The organism is Hymenobacter jejuensis (assembly GCF_006337165.1).
Lineage (GTDB): Bacteria > Bacteroidota > Bacteroidia > Cytophagales > Hymenobacteraceae > Hymenobacter > Hymenobacter jejuensis.
The window spans coordinates 1,702,583-1,716,324 of the sequence record NZ_CP040896.1; the positions used below are offsets into that span (position 1 = coordinate 1,702,583).

At 58.4% G+C, this 13,742-nt stretch carries 11 protein-coding genes; 6 read left to right on the forward strand and 5 right to left on the reverse strand.

Going from position 1 to position 13,742, the window contains the following annotated elements:
- The first annotated feature begins 42 nt into the window (after window positions 1-42).
- Window positions 43-2,151 carry a matrixin family metalloprotease gene (locus tag FHG12_RS06895; RefSeq protein ID WP_139515032.1) on the forward strand — a complete coding sequence of 703 codons (2,109 nt, stop codon included), beginning with the start codon at window positions 43-45 and terminating at the stop codon, window positions 2,149-2,151.
- 104 nt (window positions 2,152-2,255) lie between these two features.
- Here the strand turns inward: FHG12_RS06895 and FHG12_RS06900 are convergent, their stop codons facing one another.
- Window positions 2,256-3,200 carry a 3-oxoacyl-ACP synthase III family protein gene (locus tag FHG12_RS06900; protein WP_139515033.1) on the reverse strand — a complete coding sequence of 315 codons (945 nt, stop codon included), beginning with the start codon at window positions 3,198-3,200 and terminating at the stop codon, window positions 2,256-2,258.
- A 159-nt stretch (window positions 3,201-3,359) separates the two neighbouring features.
- Here FHG12_RS06900 and FHG12_RS06905 point away from each other — a divergent pair, with 159 nt between their 5' ends.
- Window positions 3,360-3,941, forward strand: coding sequence for a hypothetical protein (locus FHG12_RS06905; RefSeq protein WP_174805790.1), 582 nt, complete (start codon window positions 3,360-3,362; stop codon window positions 3,939-3,941).
- A gap of 29 nt (window positions 3,942-3,970) precedes the next feature.
- On the opposite strand, the gene FHG12_RS06910 is transcribed toward FHG12_RS06905, so the two are convergent.
- The 3 genes from FHG12_RS06910 to FHG12_RS06920 all read right to left on the reverse strand — a co-directional run bounded on the left by FHG12_RS06910 (window position 3,971) and on the right by FHG12_RS06920 (window position 7,349).
- Window positions 3,971-5,020: a DUF3667 domain-containing protein gene (locus tag FHG12_RS06910; RefSeq protein ID WP_139515034.1), complete on the reverse strand. Its 1,050-nt coding sequence runs from the start codon at window positions 5,018-5,020 to the stop codon at window positions 3,971-3,973.
- 167 nt (window positions 5,021-5,187) lie between these two features.
- Window positions 5,188-5,883, reverse strand: coding sequence for a head GIN domain-containing protein (locus tag FHG12_RS06915; protein WP_139515035.1), 696 nt, complete (start codon window positions 5,881-5,883; stop codon window positions 5,188-5,190).
- A 146-nt stretch (window positions 5,884-6,029) separates the two neighbouring features.
- Window positions 6,030-7,349: a carbohydrate porin gene (locus FHG12_RS06920; RefSeq protein ID WP_230471315.1), complete on the reverse strand. Its 1,320-nt coding sequence runs from the start codon at window positions 7,347-7,349 to the stop codon at window positions 6,030-6,032.
- Window positions 7,350-7,564: 215 nt separating this feature from the next.
- Between FHG12_RS06920 and FHG12_RS06925 the strand changes: the two genes are divergently transcribed.
- Window positions 7,565-8,035 (forward strand): nuclear transport factor 2 family protein, encoded by a 471-nt coding sequence (locus FHG12_RS06925; protein ID WP_139515037.1) that lies wholly within the window; start codon window positions 7,565-7,567, stop codon window positions 8,033-8,035.
- Between the two features lie 61 nt (window positions 8,036-8,096).
- Here the strand turns inward: FHG12_RS06925 and FHG12_RS06930 are convergent, their stop codons facing one another.
- Window positions 8,097-10,154 carry a M13 family metallopeptidase gene (locus FHG12_RS06930; protein WP_230471316.1) on the reverse strand — a complete coding sequence of 686 codons (2,058 nt, stop codon included), beginning with the start codon at window positions 10,152-10,154 and terminating at the stop codon, window positions 8,097-8,099.
- Window positions 10,155-10,299: 145 nt separating this feature from the next.
- On the opposite strand from FHG12_RS06930, the gene FHG12_RS06935 reads away from it, so the two are divergent.
- From FHG12_RS06935 to FHG12_RS06945, 3 genes are all read left to right on the forward strand, one after another.
- Window positions 10,300-10,731, forward strand: a complete 432-nt coding sequence (locus FHG12_RS06935; RefSeq protein ID WP_139515038.1) for a hypothetical protein — start codon at window positions 10,300-10,302, stop codon at window positions 10,729-10,731.
- An 85-nt stretch (window positions 10,732-10,816) separates the two neighbouring features.
- On the forward strand, window positions 10,817-13,267 hold the full coding sequence (locus FHG12_RS06940; RefSeq protein ID WP_139515039.1) for a penicillin acylase family protein: 2,451 nt from the start codon (window positions 10,817-10,819) through the stop codon (window positions 13,265-13,267).
- A gap of 48 nt (window positions 13,268-13,315) precedes the next feature.
- Window positions 13,316-13,696, forward strand: coding sequence for a hypothetical protein (locus FHG12_RS06945; RefSeq protein ID WP_139515040.1), 381 nt, complete (start codon window positions 13,316-13,318; stop codon window positions 13,694-13,696).
- Window positions 13,697-13,742 lie beyond the last annotated feature (46 nt).

Here is a 13,742-nt window from a genome sequence, read left to right on the forward strand (position 1 = left end):
AAATCGTACTTTGTTGAAGTCTTCTTCGCTGTTAACTCCTGTATGAAGTTTGTTACTGTTCTCCGGCTGGCAGCTAGTCTGCTGGCAGTGGCTTCCGCTACGCTTAGTTATGCCCAAACCACCCAACCTGCCCTGCCCGAGCTGCGGTGTCTGATGGTGCCACTGGAACCCGAACGCCGGGCCCAAAAAGCTACGCTGGTGGTAGAAGGCGAAGTACTGGACGCCCATAGCTTCTGGAATGCCCAGCACAGCCGCATTTACACGGCCCATCGCGTGCGAGTGTACAAGTCTTTCAAAGGCAGCGCCACCGCCGAGCTGACTGCGCTCACGGAAGGCGGCGTAGTGGACCTTGAGCAGCAGACACTTACCAATACCCTGGCCTTGCGACCGGGTCAGCAAGGCATTTTCTTTCTGTATCCTTCTCCTTTTGAAGGAGTTACTGCGGCTGGGCCAGCCTGGGCGGCTTACGGCAGCCAACAGGGGTTTATTCGGTATGACCTGGCGGAGGCTACGGCTACCGAGCCTTTTCGGCAATATCCGGTGGTGGATGGTGATTTTTACGCTGAGCTTTCCGCCACCACGGGCCAGCCGCTCCGTGAGCTGACGGCCAACCCCGCCCTCAGAGCGGCTGTGGCACGACGCACGCAACGGCCAGTGGCCGCCCGGGCTACGGCTCCGGTGGTGGCTACCTTGGCACCCACTACCATCACAGCCGGCACGGGCTCGGTGCTTACCATCACCGGAGTAGGCTTTGGCAACGACCGCGCAACGGGCTTTGTCGAGTTTAAGAATGCCGACGACGGCGGCGCTACCTACATCAAGCCTTTGGATACCGACTACGTGCAGTGGACCGACACGCGCATTCAGGTGCGGGTGCCTTCGTACGCGAGCGCGGGCAATCCGGCGGGTAGCGGCCAGGTGCGCGTAACCAACAACGACCAACTGAGCTCTACCAGCCCCACAACCATTACGGTGGTGTACGCGCTTTCCAACGTGCAGGAATCGACAACGAAGCTCATTTACCCGGCTGGCCACATCAACCAGAACCAAACCGGCGGCTACACCTTCCATTTCGACCCTACGTTCGCGGCCAACACAGCGGCCTCGCAGAGCTGGCAACGGGCGCTGGCAACCTGGCGCTGCCAGACCGGCATGAACTGGGAAGTCGGGACGACGCGCACCAAGCGGGGGGCCGAAAAAGACGGGGAAAACGCCGTCGGTTTCGACCAAGGGGCCGAGCTTCCCGACCGGGTTTTGGGCCGCACGACGAGTTATTATTCGGGTTGTCGTCTGAGCAACGGCACGGTCCGGTTCTACGTGACTGAAATCGACATGCAGTTTGACGAGGCCACGAACTGGCAATATGGCACGAATGCACCTACAACGCAACAGGTTGATTTTGAATCAGTTGCCGTACACGAATTAGGTCACGCCCATCAGCTCGCCCACCTGATTCTGCCGTCGGCAGTGATGCACTATGCCGTGGCCCGCGGGCAGGTAAGCCGCCAAATCAGCGGGCTAAGCGACATCCCGGGCGGACGGGTGGTGTTGCGCAACTACAGCTTTACGCTGAGTGGCTGCGGCCCGGCGGCCATGCTGCCGGCCCCGCTCGTGACGGTGCAGGCCAACAACATTGAAGGATCCGGTTCGCAAGTCATCTGGACGACGCGCGACGAATGCTTCGTGAACGCCTTTGTGGTGCAACGTGCTACCTCCGATACCACCGTGTGGCAAACCCTAACGACTCTGCCCGCAGGCGCGGCCACCAACGGCTACCGCTACCTCGATGCGCAGGCGCCCAGCGGGCTGATCTATTACCGCTTGCGGCTACGGCGCCCCGACGGCAGCTTCGACACCACGGCCCCCATCGCCGTAACCGACGCCAACACCGACGGCCTGCAACTCTACCCGAATCCTTGGCAGGACGGGCCGCTGCGGCTGCAATACAGCGCTCAGGCCAGCGGCACGCTCACGGCGCGCATCTACGATGTTTTGGGGCGCACGCACGGCCTGTATGCCATCGACTACCAGATTGGGCTCAACATCCTGGGCATCAACCCCGGCAGCCTGCGGGCGGGCTGGTACATCCTGCGGTGGCGCGACTCGTCGGGCAAGAGCGGTTCCGTGCCATTTCTTCGCCTGAATCCTTGATGCAGCTATATAAAAAGGGCCGCAACACCTCGCGTTGCGGCCCTTTTTATATAGCCATTATTGCTAAACGCTTTACAGTCAAGTATTTAGCAATAATGGCTTTTTTAGCGTTCTAATAGCATAGCGCCGTACGAATAGCCGCCACCAAATACGGTGATGACCACTTTGTTGCCCGGCGTAAGCTGCTCGCGCGTGTCGGCAAGGGCAATGGCCGCGCCTGCGCAGCCGGTGTTGCCAAGGTCCTGAATATTCGACACGGCGCGTTCGGTTGGCAAGCCCAAGCTTTCGAGCACGTTGCGCGTGATGCGCAGGTTGGCTTGGTGCGGAATCAGGTACGTTACGTCCTCGACGCCCAATTGATTGCGTTCGAGCAACTGGCTCGTAACGCGGGCCATGTGCTGGCAGGCGTGCGTGAACACATCACGGCCGTGCGGCATCACCAAGCCGCGCTCGACGGGCTTGAGCGTGACCGCAGTGTTGGCTTTGCCCACCGTGGCAGCGCCGCCCGTGATGAGGTCCACCATGCGCAGGTCGGTTTCGGCGAGGCGCTCTTTGCTGATAAGCAAGGTAGCCGCCCCGTCGCCCCAGAGGTGGCCGGCGATGGTATCTTCCTCGTTGTTGTACGCCGTGTTGTGTTCCGACACTACAACCACCGCCCGCGAGGCTTTGCCCATGGCAAAATAGCCTTCCACGATCTCAATGGCGTTGAGCAGCGAAGAGCAGGCCGAAGAAATACTAACTACCGGTATATCAGCCACATCCAGAGCATGCTGCACGGCGTGGGCAACCGTAAAAATAGTATCGTAGGGCGTGTAGGTAGCCCCCACAATCAGGTCGAGGCCGTGGATAAATTCCGGAGCCGCCGCCAGGGCCCGTTGCGTGGCCTCAATGGCCATCGTGTTGGTGTTTTCGCCCACGGCTGCTTTGCGCCGCTCCCGAATGCCGGTACGCTCAATGATCCAGTCGTGCGAAAGGCCGTTGAGGCGGGTAAAGTGTTCGTTGGTGACAATGTGGGCGGGCAAATAGGCCGCAACCTGATGGATATACACGGGTGGAACTAAGCGAAAACGAAATGTAGGACTGGAACAGCGGGCGGGGGCAGAAAATGCAAATTACTGCACTTTTATGGAAGCGGCCCGTACTTTGCTCGGCAACCTTCGTTCAAACGGCGTCCAACGCTTCAGGTTCAATCCGCTACTTACAAGATTATGACGCTCTCCCCTGCCGCTCGCCGGCTTGCCGCCGTCGCGGCTTTCGTATTGGCCGGCTGCTGGCTGTCGCCGGCCGCTTACGCCCAAAAATACCGCACCGCCGCGGGCCTGCGCCTGGGCAAAAACAACTTTGGCGTAACCGTGCAGCAAAAGATTTTTGAAAAAACCACACTGGAAGGCCTGGGCATCGCTTCCAACCGCGAGGTAAGCGCCACCGTACTGGCCGAGCAGCATTTCCGCATTCTGGGCCCCAGCCTTAATTATTACCTGGGCGCCGGCGGCCACCTGGGCAACCACAAAGACAACGGGACTTTCGGCGGCCTCGACGCCATTGCCGGCGTCGAATACAAAGTTGCCCTGACGCGCCTGGTGTTATCGCTGGATTTTAAGCCGACGGTGGAATTCAACTCCGACGATTGGGCGCGGTTTCCCACGGCCATTTCGGTGCGCTACATTCTGGTGAAGGAAAAAAATAACGGCTTCCTCAACGGTGTATTCGGCGGCGATGACAAAGACAAGTCGAAACGTAAAAGCAAAGCCAAGAAGGACTCGCAGCGGCGCGGCTTGTTCGACTTTTGATATAAATACTTGATAATCAGATATTTATATCAAAACAGAATAAAACCCATTGCCAGCGCTGACACCACGGCAAACAGCAGCGTGAAAGTATAAGTAAGGCCCAGCAGCAAGGATTTGCCGATGGTTTTGCCCCACGATTGTTGGTAAAACCCGTGCAGCGCCACGACGAAGTAAACGGGAATCAGCCACAGCAACCACGCCGAATACTCTTCGAGAAAGGGCGCGTAGCCCAAAAGCAGCACCGCCAGAAACAGCAAGAACAGAAAGCAATGCAGGTGGACCGTAAAAATCAAGTGCGCCACGTAGTTGCGGTGCTGCCGGAAGTACACGCCCTTCAACAAAAGCGCGGCCAGGGGCAGGAGCAAAAACAGGGCAATGGACAAAGCGCGCAAGCCCTGATGGATTTTCTCTGCGCGGGTCGTATCGCGCCAATAGATAAACCGCCGCACCGATAGCCGGCCCCAGAAGCTGGACTTTTCGCCTTTGCTGCGCAGTACCGAATCGAGCTGAGCGTTGGTGGGCTCCGCGGGCAGGCGCTTGATTTCGTCGGGTCCTAGGTGGGTCTTGCCGATGGTGAACCCCACTCCCGGTTCATTTTTCGATGCTGGCTTGGCCGTTGCGCGCGGGGGCACTCGCGCCGCGACGCCGGGCGGCACGAATCCCGCTTTTTGGAGGGAATCGAGTTGGCGCAAGCCTTGGTCGCGCTGTCGTTGCTGCTGGGCCGTGAGCGCTTTCTCCTGCTTTTTTTCTTCGTGGCCAAAGCGCAGGGAAAGCACAAAAAAGAAGACAAAGCTGATGAAGATGTACAGCCGAATCGGCGGCACGTAAGGCACCCGGTGGCCAGCCAGAAACCTTTTGGTTAGCTCGCCCGGATGAAAAAGCAGCAACCCCGCGGTTCGAAATACCTTACCGTCGAAGTGAAAAATGCCTTCAAGCGTTTCCTCCACCACGTGTCCAAACCCGATGTTGATGTCGTGGTTTTGCTGGCCGCACCTGGGGCAATAGTCGTCGGGCCCACCTTCCGGGAAGGCGTAGTAGCAATTGGCACAGACCGGAAGCTTTGTGTGCAGGTGAGCCATGAAAGGAGTGCTGCGTAACGGTGCGTCTATACTTTCTGGATTGCGCCGCAAGTAAGCATTTTCACGCCTGATGGCGATTTAGAATTTCGGCAACCTCCTCATAATCAACGAAAAAGGCGACTCGTAGTGAGTCGCCTTTTTCGTTGTTGGCCAGAGCTGAAAGCGCGTTAGCTGCGATGTACTTTGCCGCTGCCGATGATGGACGTGCTGATTTGCGGGTTGCCGTTGACGTACACATCGCCGCTTCCGATGATGCTGGCTTTCAGGGTTTTGGAAGCACTTATTTTACAATCACCTGATCCGCTGATACTTACAGTAGCCACATCGGATTTCAAATCCGTAGCGTTTACGTCGCCTGAGCCACTGATGCTGATCTCGTGCGTAGGGCAAGCGCCGGCCAACGTAATGCTGCCCGAACCCGATAGCGACGAGCTGAGTCGGGAGGCTTGCAGCGTCGGCAACTCCAGCCGGCCCGAGCCCGACACCGACAGATTTAGGGTGCTGGCCTTAATGCTCGTAGCGGCCTTCATCATTCCGGAGCCACTCACACTCAAGGCATTAATGGTGGGGACGGTGATGTACACCGTAATTTTGCCCAGGTTTCCGTGCCAGTTGTCTCGGGTACGGATGCGCAGCTTGTTGCCGTTCACTACCGTTTCGAGTTGGGCCAGATCGGCGGGTTCGCCTTCTACCTCCACCTTCTGTGGGCTACCTTGGCGCAGCACCACATTGCCGGACGTGGCAAACCCGATTTCAGTGAAAGACGCCACCTGGCGCACTTCCCGAGTGGAAGCCAGCGCCCAGCCGGGCAACAACAGCAGCGCAGGCAACAGCAGTAGAAACAAACGAGACAAGGTTTTCATAGAGAATCGCAAGTTTGAGGTGAGGTAGTAGCCCTAAGATGCCGCAATGCCGACAACCGTTGCTCAACAGAAGTTACGAAACTATTCGTAAGCACACCGCCGCGCGGGCTTGTAGTCGGCAGTTGTAAGTGGCAAACTGCGCTACGCTAAAAGGCCACGTGCAAACGCACTGCCACTACATGCACCGGCCCGCGGTCGCGGTTATAAGCAGGGTGCAGCACAAACTGATAATCGGGGCTGACGGTAGCGTGCTGCTTCGGAAAATTGAGGCTGTAATAGGCTTCGGCAATCATTTCCGGCGCATAAGTAAGCCGGCCATCGCCGATGATGAAGCCGTGACCGCCCGCCGCCAGATAGTCGCGGTGGGCCGTAGAAAGCCCGTTGCCGACCACGGCCAGCCCCAGGCGGTCGTCGGGGCGCTGCCAGGTGGCGCCGGTGCTGGAAAGCCCGGCGCTCAGCGAACGATCAATTTCGGTGAACGCCCACGTTTCGCGGCGGCCGTCGTTGTAACTGAGGCGAGCGAAAGCGCCGATCTGTTCGGTGAGTTCCTGCTCGGCATTCAGGCCAAAGCCGGTTTTGGTGCGTCCGTTTACGCGGGTAGCCGTGATATCACGATCGTCGCGCAGCATGGCCAAATGGTAGTCGCCCATGTCGGCTACCGTGCGGAAGCCCAGCATGCGCACCGTGCCGGCGCGGCCGCCCACGGCGTAAGTACGCGACAGCTCCAAGGTTTCGGAATGGGCGGTGTGGTAGTGCTTGTTCAGGATGGGACCATTGGCTTCCAGCGGCACCAGCGAGGTGGCAGCACGCAGCGCAAAGCTTGGCGTAACATACTCGCCCACAGCCCCTACCGTATAGCCGCGTGTATTGGCCGGATAGTCCCAAGCGCCGTTGCTCATCAGGCCCCAGTTCAGAAACTGGCTGCGCGGATCGTGGCTGTAGCTGTTCTGATCGAAGTAGTCGGAAAGGCTGAACTTGCCCACGTTCAACGCAAAAAACCGCGTTGGCGCCGCCCCCGCGATTTGGTTGGGAGCGTCGTCGGTGGGCGTAGTAGAGGCGTCCAGCGCCCAAACTTGCCGCAAAAACAAGCGCGCCAGATACAGCTTGGGCGCCGGATCGCCGATGCGGAACGTTTCGCCGTTGGTGAAGCCCGCAATGCCGCGCGCCGCGCTCAGCCCGCTGCCGCCCGCCAGCTCGGGGTTGAAATAAATGCTGGCCCCGCGCCACAGCCGGCGGCCAATGAATACAGTGCTGGTTAGGGAGGTTTTGGCGCTTTCGCGGGGCCGCAGGCTGTATTCGCCGGTGTACGGCGCCGAAAAATTGGCGTGCCATTGCGTGATGACGGTCTGCTGAAAATGCAGGCTCCAGGAGCGGGTCCGGGTAGTGTCGGCGGGAGTTTTTTGGTCGGGCGCCGGAGAAGGGGCTGCGGAAGGAGGCGCTGGCGGCGTATTGGACTGCGCGGGCACGGTTTGCGCCTTCGCATGTATCGCATTGATTATCAATAATATACAAAACAGTCGCCGAAACGCGGAAAAAGCAAGCATAGCTGAAACAGAGGGTGCAGGCAATAGATCTTCGCGAAGCACACCCCGCCACTATGTATAATGCATGAACGCCCCGCCGGGCTATCTCCGACAAGGCTCATTTTTTTCCATCTTTAGCCCACCCTTGCCCTACCGCCATGCACCCACACGAAGAACTTCTGCACCGCTTCTACCAAGCCTTTCAGCGCCGCGACGCGGCGGCCATGGCGGCCTGCTATCATCCGGAAGCGACCTTCGAAGACCCTGCTTTTCGCGTTTTGGAAGGGCGCCAGATCGGGGCGATGTGGCACATGCTGTGCGCCCGCAGCAAAGATTTGCGCTTGGTCTACAACGGCATCCGGGCCGACGACCAGCAGGGCCAAGCCACTTGGGACGCGCACTACACGTTTTCGCAAACCGGGCGCTTCGTGCACAACCACATTCAGGCTCGCTTTACCTTCCAAGACAACAAAATCCTGACCCATCACGACCGGTTCAGTTTCTGGCGCTGGTCGCGGCAGGCACTGGGGCCCATGGGTTGGCTGCTGGGCTGGACGCCGTTGTTGCGCAACAAAGTCCAAGCCACCGCCCGCCAGAATCTGGAAAAGTTCATGGCCAAGCATAGCTAACAGCAAAAACGCCCCCTCCTTAAAGAAAGAGGGGGCGTTTTGCTTTTTTACAACTATCTGATTACCATATTTTTACACGCGAGCTATCGGCGCGCCAGAGCCTCTCGCCTTGCTTGATATTGAAGGCTTGATAGAACTCCGGCACGTCGGCGAAGGGGCCGTTTACGCGCAGGTTAGCCGGCGAGTGTACGTCGGTGAGTACGCGCTGGGCGAGTACTTCGTCGCGCTGGTGGTTTTGCCAGCCAAGCGCGTAGCCCAGGAAATAGCGCTGCTCCGGCGTGAGACCGCCGATTTTCTCGCCTTTCTTGTACTCGTCGGTTTTCTTGAAGGCGTCGAGAGCAATGACGATGCCGCCCAAGTCAGCAATGTTTTCGCCTGCGGTAGCTTTGCCATTAATATGCAGACTATCAAGTACTTGATAGCCGTTAAACTGCCGCACAATGCCGTTGACACGCTGCTGAAACAGCTTGCGATCCTGCTTGGTCCACCAGTTGCGCAGGTTGCCCTTCTCGTCGAACTGGCTGCCTTCGTCGTCGAAGCCGTGTGTGAGTTCGTGGCCGATGGTGCTGGCACCCGCATACCCGTAGACGATGGCATCGTCGGCGTCCTCGTCCTTCAAGCCGGGAATGGCGAAAATGGCGGCCGGCAACACAATTTCGTTGTTGCTGGGGTTGTAATAGGCATTATACGTCTGGGGCGTCATTTCCCACTCGGTGCGGTCGACGGGCTTGCCCAGCTTGTTGATGTTGTAGTTGTACGACCACTGGCTGGCCCGCATCATGTTGGCGGCATAGGAGCTACGGTCGATTTTGAGGTTGGAAAAGTCCTTCCACTTATCGGGGTAGCCTACTTTCGGGGTGATTTTGCTGAGCTTCACCAAGGCCTTTTGCTTGGTCGAGTCGCTCATCCAGTCCAGCTTCTGAATGTGGTCGCGGAACGACGAAACCACGTTGGTAACCAGTTTCTCGTAGCGCTCCTTGGTTTCGGGCTTAAAGTATTCTTTTACAAACAGTTGGCCCAGCATCTCGCCCATTGCGCCTTCTTCGTCGTCGAGGACGCGCTTCCAGCGGGCGCGCTGCTCTTTGCGGCCCTGCAGAATGGTGCCGTAGAAATGGAAATGCTCGTTGTCGATGGCACGGCTCAGGTTGCTGGCGTACGCATTGACCAGTTGCCACTGCAAGTAGGCTTTCCAGTCATCGATGGCCGCGGTTTTCAGCAGCTGGCCCGCCGTTTTGTAGAACTCCGGCTGGCCCACAATCACGGTGTCGGCTTTGGCAAGATTCATCTTGCCAAGCCACGTTTTCCAGTCGAGGCCGGGCGTGAGCTTGTCTAAGTCGTTCACAGCCATCTTGTTGTAGTTGGCGTAAGGGTCGCGCAAGGCTTCAAGCTTTCTCGACGAACCGGCCAGCGTTGTTTCCAGCTTCACTACGCGGGCGCTGCTGGCTTTGGCGGTCACCGAATCCTGTCCCATTAGCTGGAACATCTTGGCGACGTGCTTGCCGTATTCCTTGCGGATGTTGGCCGTACGCGTGTCTTTGTTGAAGTAATAGTCGCGGTTGGGCAGTCCCAGGCCGGTTTGCCAGAGTTGCAGCGCCATTTTATCGCTGTTTTTGGCATCCTGCGCTACAAACGGCCCGATCAGAGCGTTCACGCCCAGCGGTTTGAGGCGGGCAATTTCGTCCTGCACATCCTGCGAGGTGCGCATGGCAGCAATCCGGTCTAGCTCTGGCTTCAGGGGGCTAATCCCCTGTTTGTCAGCCTTTACCGAATCCATGCCGGTGGCCCAGAAGTCTCCGATCTTCTGTTGGTTGGTGCCGGCCGCTGCATTAGCCTTGGCCGCCTCTTCGTTGATGGCGCGCAGGCGGGCATATATCTCGTTCTGCACCTCTTTGCCAATGCCCCACGAGCTTTCGGAGGCCGGAATGGGGTGCTTTTTGAGCCAGGCGCCGTTGGCGTAGGTGAAAAAGTCGTCGCCGGGGCGCACGGTGGTGTCGAGGTTGGCTTGCAGCAAGTCGCCCTGGGCAGCCCCAGATTTGCCGTTCGGCTGGCAACCTGCCAGCGCAGCAGCCCACAAAGCACTCATCAACAGCCATTTACTTGCAGCAGAGGTATTGTTCATAAAAGTAGAATGGTGGAAAGAGAAGTCTGCCACGAAAGTAGGTTTTCTGGCCAGATGATAGGACTACAGCAGCGCCTCAGGGTTGCATTTCCGTTAGTACCTTCCCGGAGCGCATTGCGCTTTTCGTCTTAAGTACCTGCCTCTTATGTCGCTTCTGCATCTTCTAGTGCTCAACTTCGCCTTAGCTGCTTACCTCACCGGTGTCATCTGGACCATACAGTTGGTGCATTATCCCAGCTTCGCCGACGTGGCGCAGGACCGATTTGCAGCTTTTCATCAAAAGCACTCCAACCGTATCAGCTGGGTCGTGATGGCGCCGATGGTGCTGGAATTGGGCTCGGGCGCGTGGCTGGCGTGGCAAGGACGCAGCTTGGGCCAAAGTGTTTGGTGGGCGCTGGGGCTGGTTATAATCGTCTGGCTGTCAACATTTTTCATTACAGTGCCTTTCCACAACCGTTTGGGTCAGGGATACAATTACATCGCCATCGACGGCTTGGTGCGTACCAACTGGATCCGCACTTTGGCGTGGACGGCGCGAGCCGTGCTGTTGGGCTGGTTGCTGTGGCCGAGGATATAGCGCATTCGATACCGCTACAATTTTAGGGTTCTATGACCTGCTTAGCGCCAAATATTGTCTACTTTCCGAAGCTTAAATGCCGTGTATGATCAAGTGGATAAAAGCTGTGCTGGCGCTGGCTATCAGCGGTGCGCTTACCTGGGTACTCAACACCAAACAGGGTGATGTTCCGCCGTTTGGGAAGTTTTTGAGTCCCTTTGAAGGCTTCTGGCAGAACGGAGAGGCGACCGATGCGTTTCCGGCTCAGCAAAACCTGACGCTGCCCGGCTTGCAGGCGCCCGTGCAGGTGCGCTTCGACGACCGGCGCGTGCCCCACGTTTTTGCCCAAAACGACCACGATCTCTACTTCGCCCAAGGCTACCTCACGGCCCGCGACCGGCTCTGGCAGATGGATTTCGTTACACACGTGGCGGCCGGGAGGCTGGCCGAAATTGTGGGGCCGAGCCGCCTGGAGACGGACCGCTTTTTCCGGCGCATGGGCATGGTGTACGGCGCCCAGAAATCGCTCGACATGGTGATGGCTAACCCCGTCACGCACAATGTATTACAATCGTATTCCGATGGCATAAATGCCTATATCAGTTCGCTTTCCGCGAAGGAGTATCCCTTCGAATACAAGCTCCTGAATTATGCGCCGGAGCGGTGGGAGCCGCTAAAATGCGCGCTGCTGCTTAAGTACATGGCCTTCGACTTGAGCGGACGCTCCGACGATTTGCGCATGTCCAACGCCCTGAATAAGTACGGGCCAGCCGTGGTGAAAGACTTATTTCCGGATTACCCGCAGCGCGAGGACCCGATTGTACCCGTTGGTACTCCTTTGGATTTCAAGCCGTTACCGGCACCCCCTACGCCGCCCTCATTTCAGGCGGCGATGTCGGAGAAGGTGCCGGCCCGCGAGCCCGATCCGGAACTGGGCTCTAACAATTTCGCGGTGAGCGGGGAAAAATCGGCGTCGGGCTTTCCGATTTTGGCTAATGACCCGCACTTGCAGCTGAACTTGCCCAGCATCTGGTACCAGATTCAGCTGACGGCGCCGGGCGTGAACGTGTACGGCGTGACCATTCCGGGCGCGCCGACGGTGATTATTGGCTTCAACCAGCAAGTGGCCTGGGGCGTAACCAACGTGGCCGCCGACGTGATGGACTGGTACCAGATCAAATTCCGCGACCACACGCGCCGCGAATACTGGCACGACGGCCGCTGGAAACCGATTCGCCGCGTGGTGGAGCGCATTAAAGTGCGCGGCCAACCCGATCGGCTCGACACGGTGCTCTACACGCACCACGGCCCCATCGTGTACGACCGCGACGAAAAGCCCTTCCTCAGCGAAACGCCTATTCGGCACGCCATGCGCTGGACGGCCCACGACGCGGCCAATGAAGTGCTGGCGTTTTACCTGCTCAACCGCGCGAGTAATTATCAGGATTACACGGCCGCCTTAGCCAACTATGGTTCGCCGGCGCAAAACTTCATTTTCGCGGATAACCAGAAGGATATCACGATTTGGCCCAACGGCAAGTTTCCGCTAAAGTGGCGCGATCAGGGCAAGTTTATCCTCGACGGCACCGACCCCGCTTATGATTGGCAAGGCTGGATTCCGCAGGTACAAAACCCGCACGTGAAGAACCCGGCGCGCGGTTTTGTGAGCTCCGCCAACCAGTCTTCCACAGGTCCCGACTACCCGTATTATCTCAACTGGACGTTCGGCAGCTACGAGCGCGGCCACCGCATCAACGAGCGACTGGCGCGCATGACCCGCGCCACGCCCGACAGCCTGCGCGTGCTGCAAAACGACAACCTCAACCTCAACGCCCAACTCATGCTCCCGCGAATGCTGGCCCTGCTGGATTCGCAGCCGCAAAACGTGGCCAAGCGCGGCGCGCGGCAGCAGGTCCGCACCGAAATGCACCGCTGGAAGTATTTCTACGAGGCTAACGCCATCGGGCCGAGCATCTTTGAGCTGTGGTACAGCAACTTAGTAAGGCGTATCTGGGAAGACGACTTCAGCAAAAAAGGCACTGGTATAGAACTGCGCTGGCCCGGCCGCGACCGCACCAACACGCTCATTTTGCAAGAGCCTGATTCTAAATGGATTGACGACCGCCGCACGCCGGCCAAAGAAACGCTGCCCGATCTGGTGCGGCTGTCGTTTGAGTTTGCTGCCGATTCGTTGCAGCGCAAGTTTGGCGAGTTTGGGCCGAAGTGGCGCTGGGCCAACCAAAAGAGCACCGACATTCTGCACCTGGCGCAGCTTCCCGGCTTCGGCCGCATGGACCTCGACGTGGGCGGCGGCGCGGGCATCGTGAATGCGACTTCCGAGCGCAATGGCCCGTCGTGGCGCATGGTGGTGGCTCTTGGGCCGCAGGTGCAGGCCTACGGCGTGTACCCCGGCGGGCAAAGCGGCAATCCGGGTTCGCCGTTCTACGACAACATGATCGAAACGTGGCGCGTGGGGCAGCTCTATCCGCTGGTGTTTCTGCACAATGCCACCGAACAGAATAAGCGCGTGCAGGCTACGTGGACGCTGAACAAGTAGCAGCGGCTTATTCACAAGTATCTGTTTATCAAATAGTTATATACCCGTATGAATCGAGGGATCTGGCCGCTTTTTCTGGTTATTCTGGTGGCAGGCGCTGTTGCTCAGGTGTTTCTGCCGTGGTGGAGCGTGGCGGTGGTTGCATTCGCGGCTGCGCTGTGGCTGGGCACGCACGGCGGCTGGGCTTTCTTGGCGGGCTTTGAGGGGGTGGGCTTCGTTTGGTTTGCCTTGGCCGCGTGGCTCAACGTTCAGAACCAAGGCCTGCTGAGCCACCGCGTAGCGCAATTGTTGCCCTTGGGCGGCAACGGCTGGGCGCTGGTGGTGGTCACCGCGATTTTGGGCGGCTTGGTGGGAGGGTTAGCGGCGCTGGCTGGCTGCTGGGTTCGGCAGGCGGTTTCACCAAAGCCAGTCGCGCAGCCTGTATCTTAATTGCTTCGCAGCATCAAATAATATTTGGCATAATAACATGATAATC

Coding starts and splice junctions, on each gene's coding strand:
- FHG12_RS06895 (WP_139515032.1), top strand. CDS start 43: ATGAAGTTTGTTACTGTTCTCCGGCTGGCAGCTAGTCTGCTGGCAGTG.
- FHG12_RS06905 (WP_174805790.1), top strand. CDS start 3,360: ATGACGCTCTCCCCTGCCGCTCGCCGGCTTGCCGCCGTCGCGGCTTTC.
- FHG12_RS06910 (WP_139515034.1), bottom strand. CDS start 5,020: ATGGCTCACCTGCACACAAAGCTTCCGGTCTGTGCCAATTGCTACTAC.
- FHG12_RS06915 (WP_139515035.1), bottom strand. CDS start 5,883: ATGAAAACCTTGTCTCGTTTGTTTCTACTGCTGTTGCCTGCGCTGCTG.
- FHG12_RS06925 (WP_139515037.1), top strand. CDS start 7,565: ATGCACCCACACGAAGAACTTCTGCACCGCTTCTACCAAGCCTTTCAG.
- FHG12_RS06930 (WP_230471316.1), bottom strand. CDS start 10,154: ATGAACAATACCTCTGCTGCAAGTAAATGGCTGTTGATGAGTGCTTTG.
- FHG12_RS06935 (WP_139515038.1), top strand. CDS start 10,300: ATGTCGCTTCTGCATCTTCTAGTGCTCAACTTCGCCTTAGCTGCTTAC.
- FHG12_RS06940 (WP_139515039.1), top strand. CDS start 10,817: ATGATCAAGTGGATAAAAGCTGTGCTGGCGCTGGCTATCAGCGGTGCG.
- FHG12_RS06945 (WP_139515040.1), top strand. CDS start 13,316: ATGAATCGAGGGATCTGGCCGCTTTTTCTGGTTATTCTGGTGGCAGGC.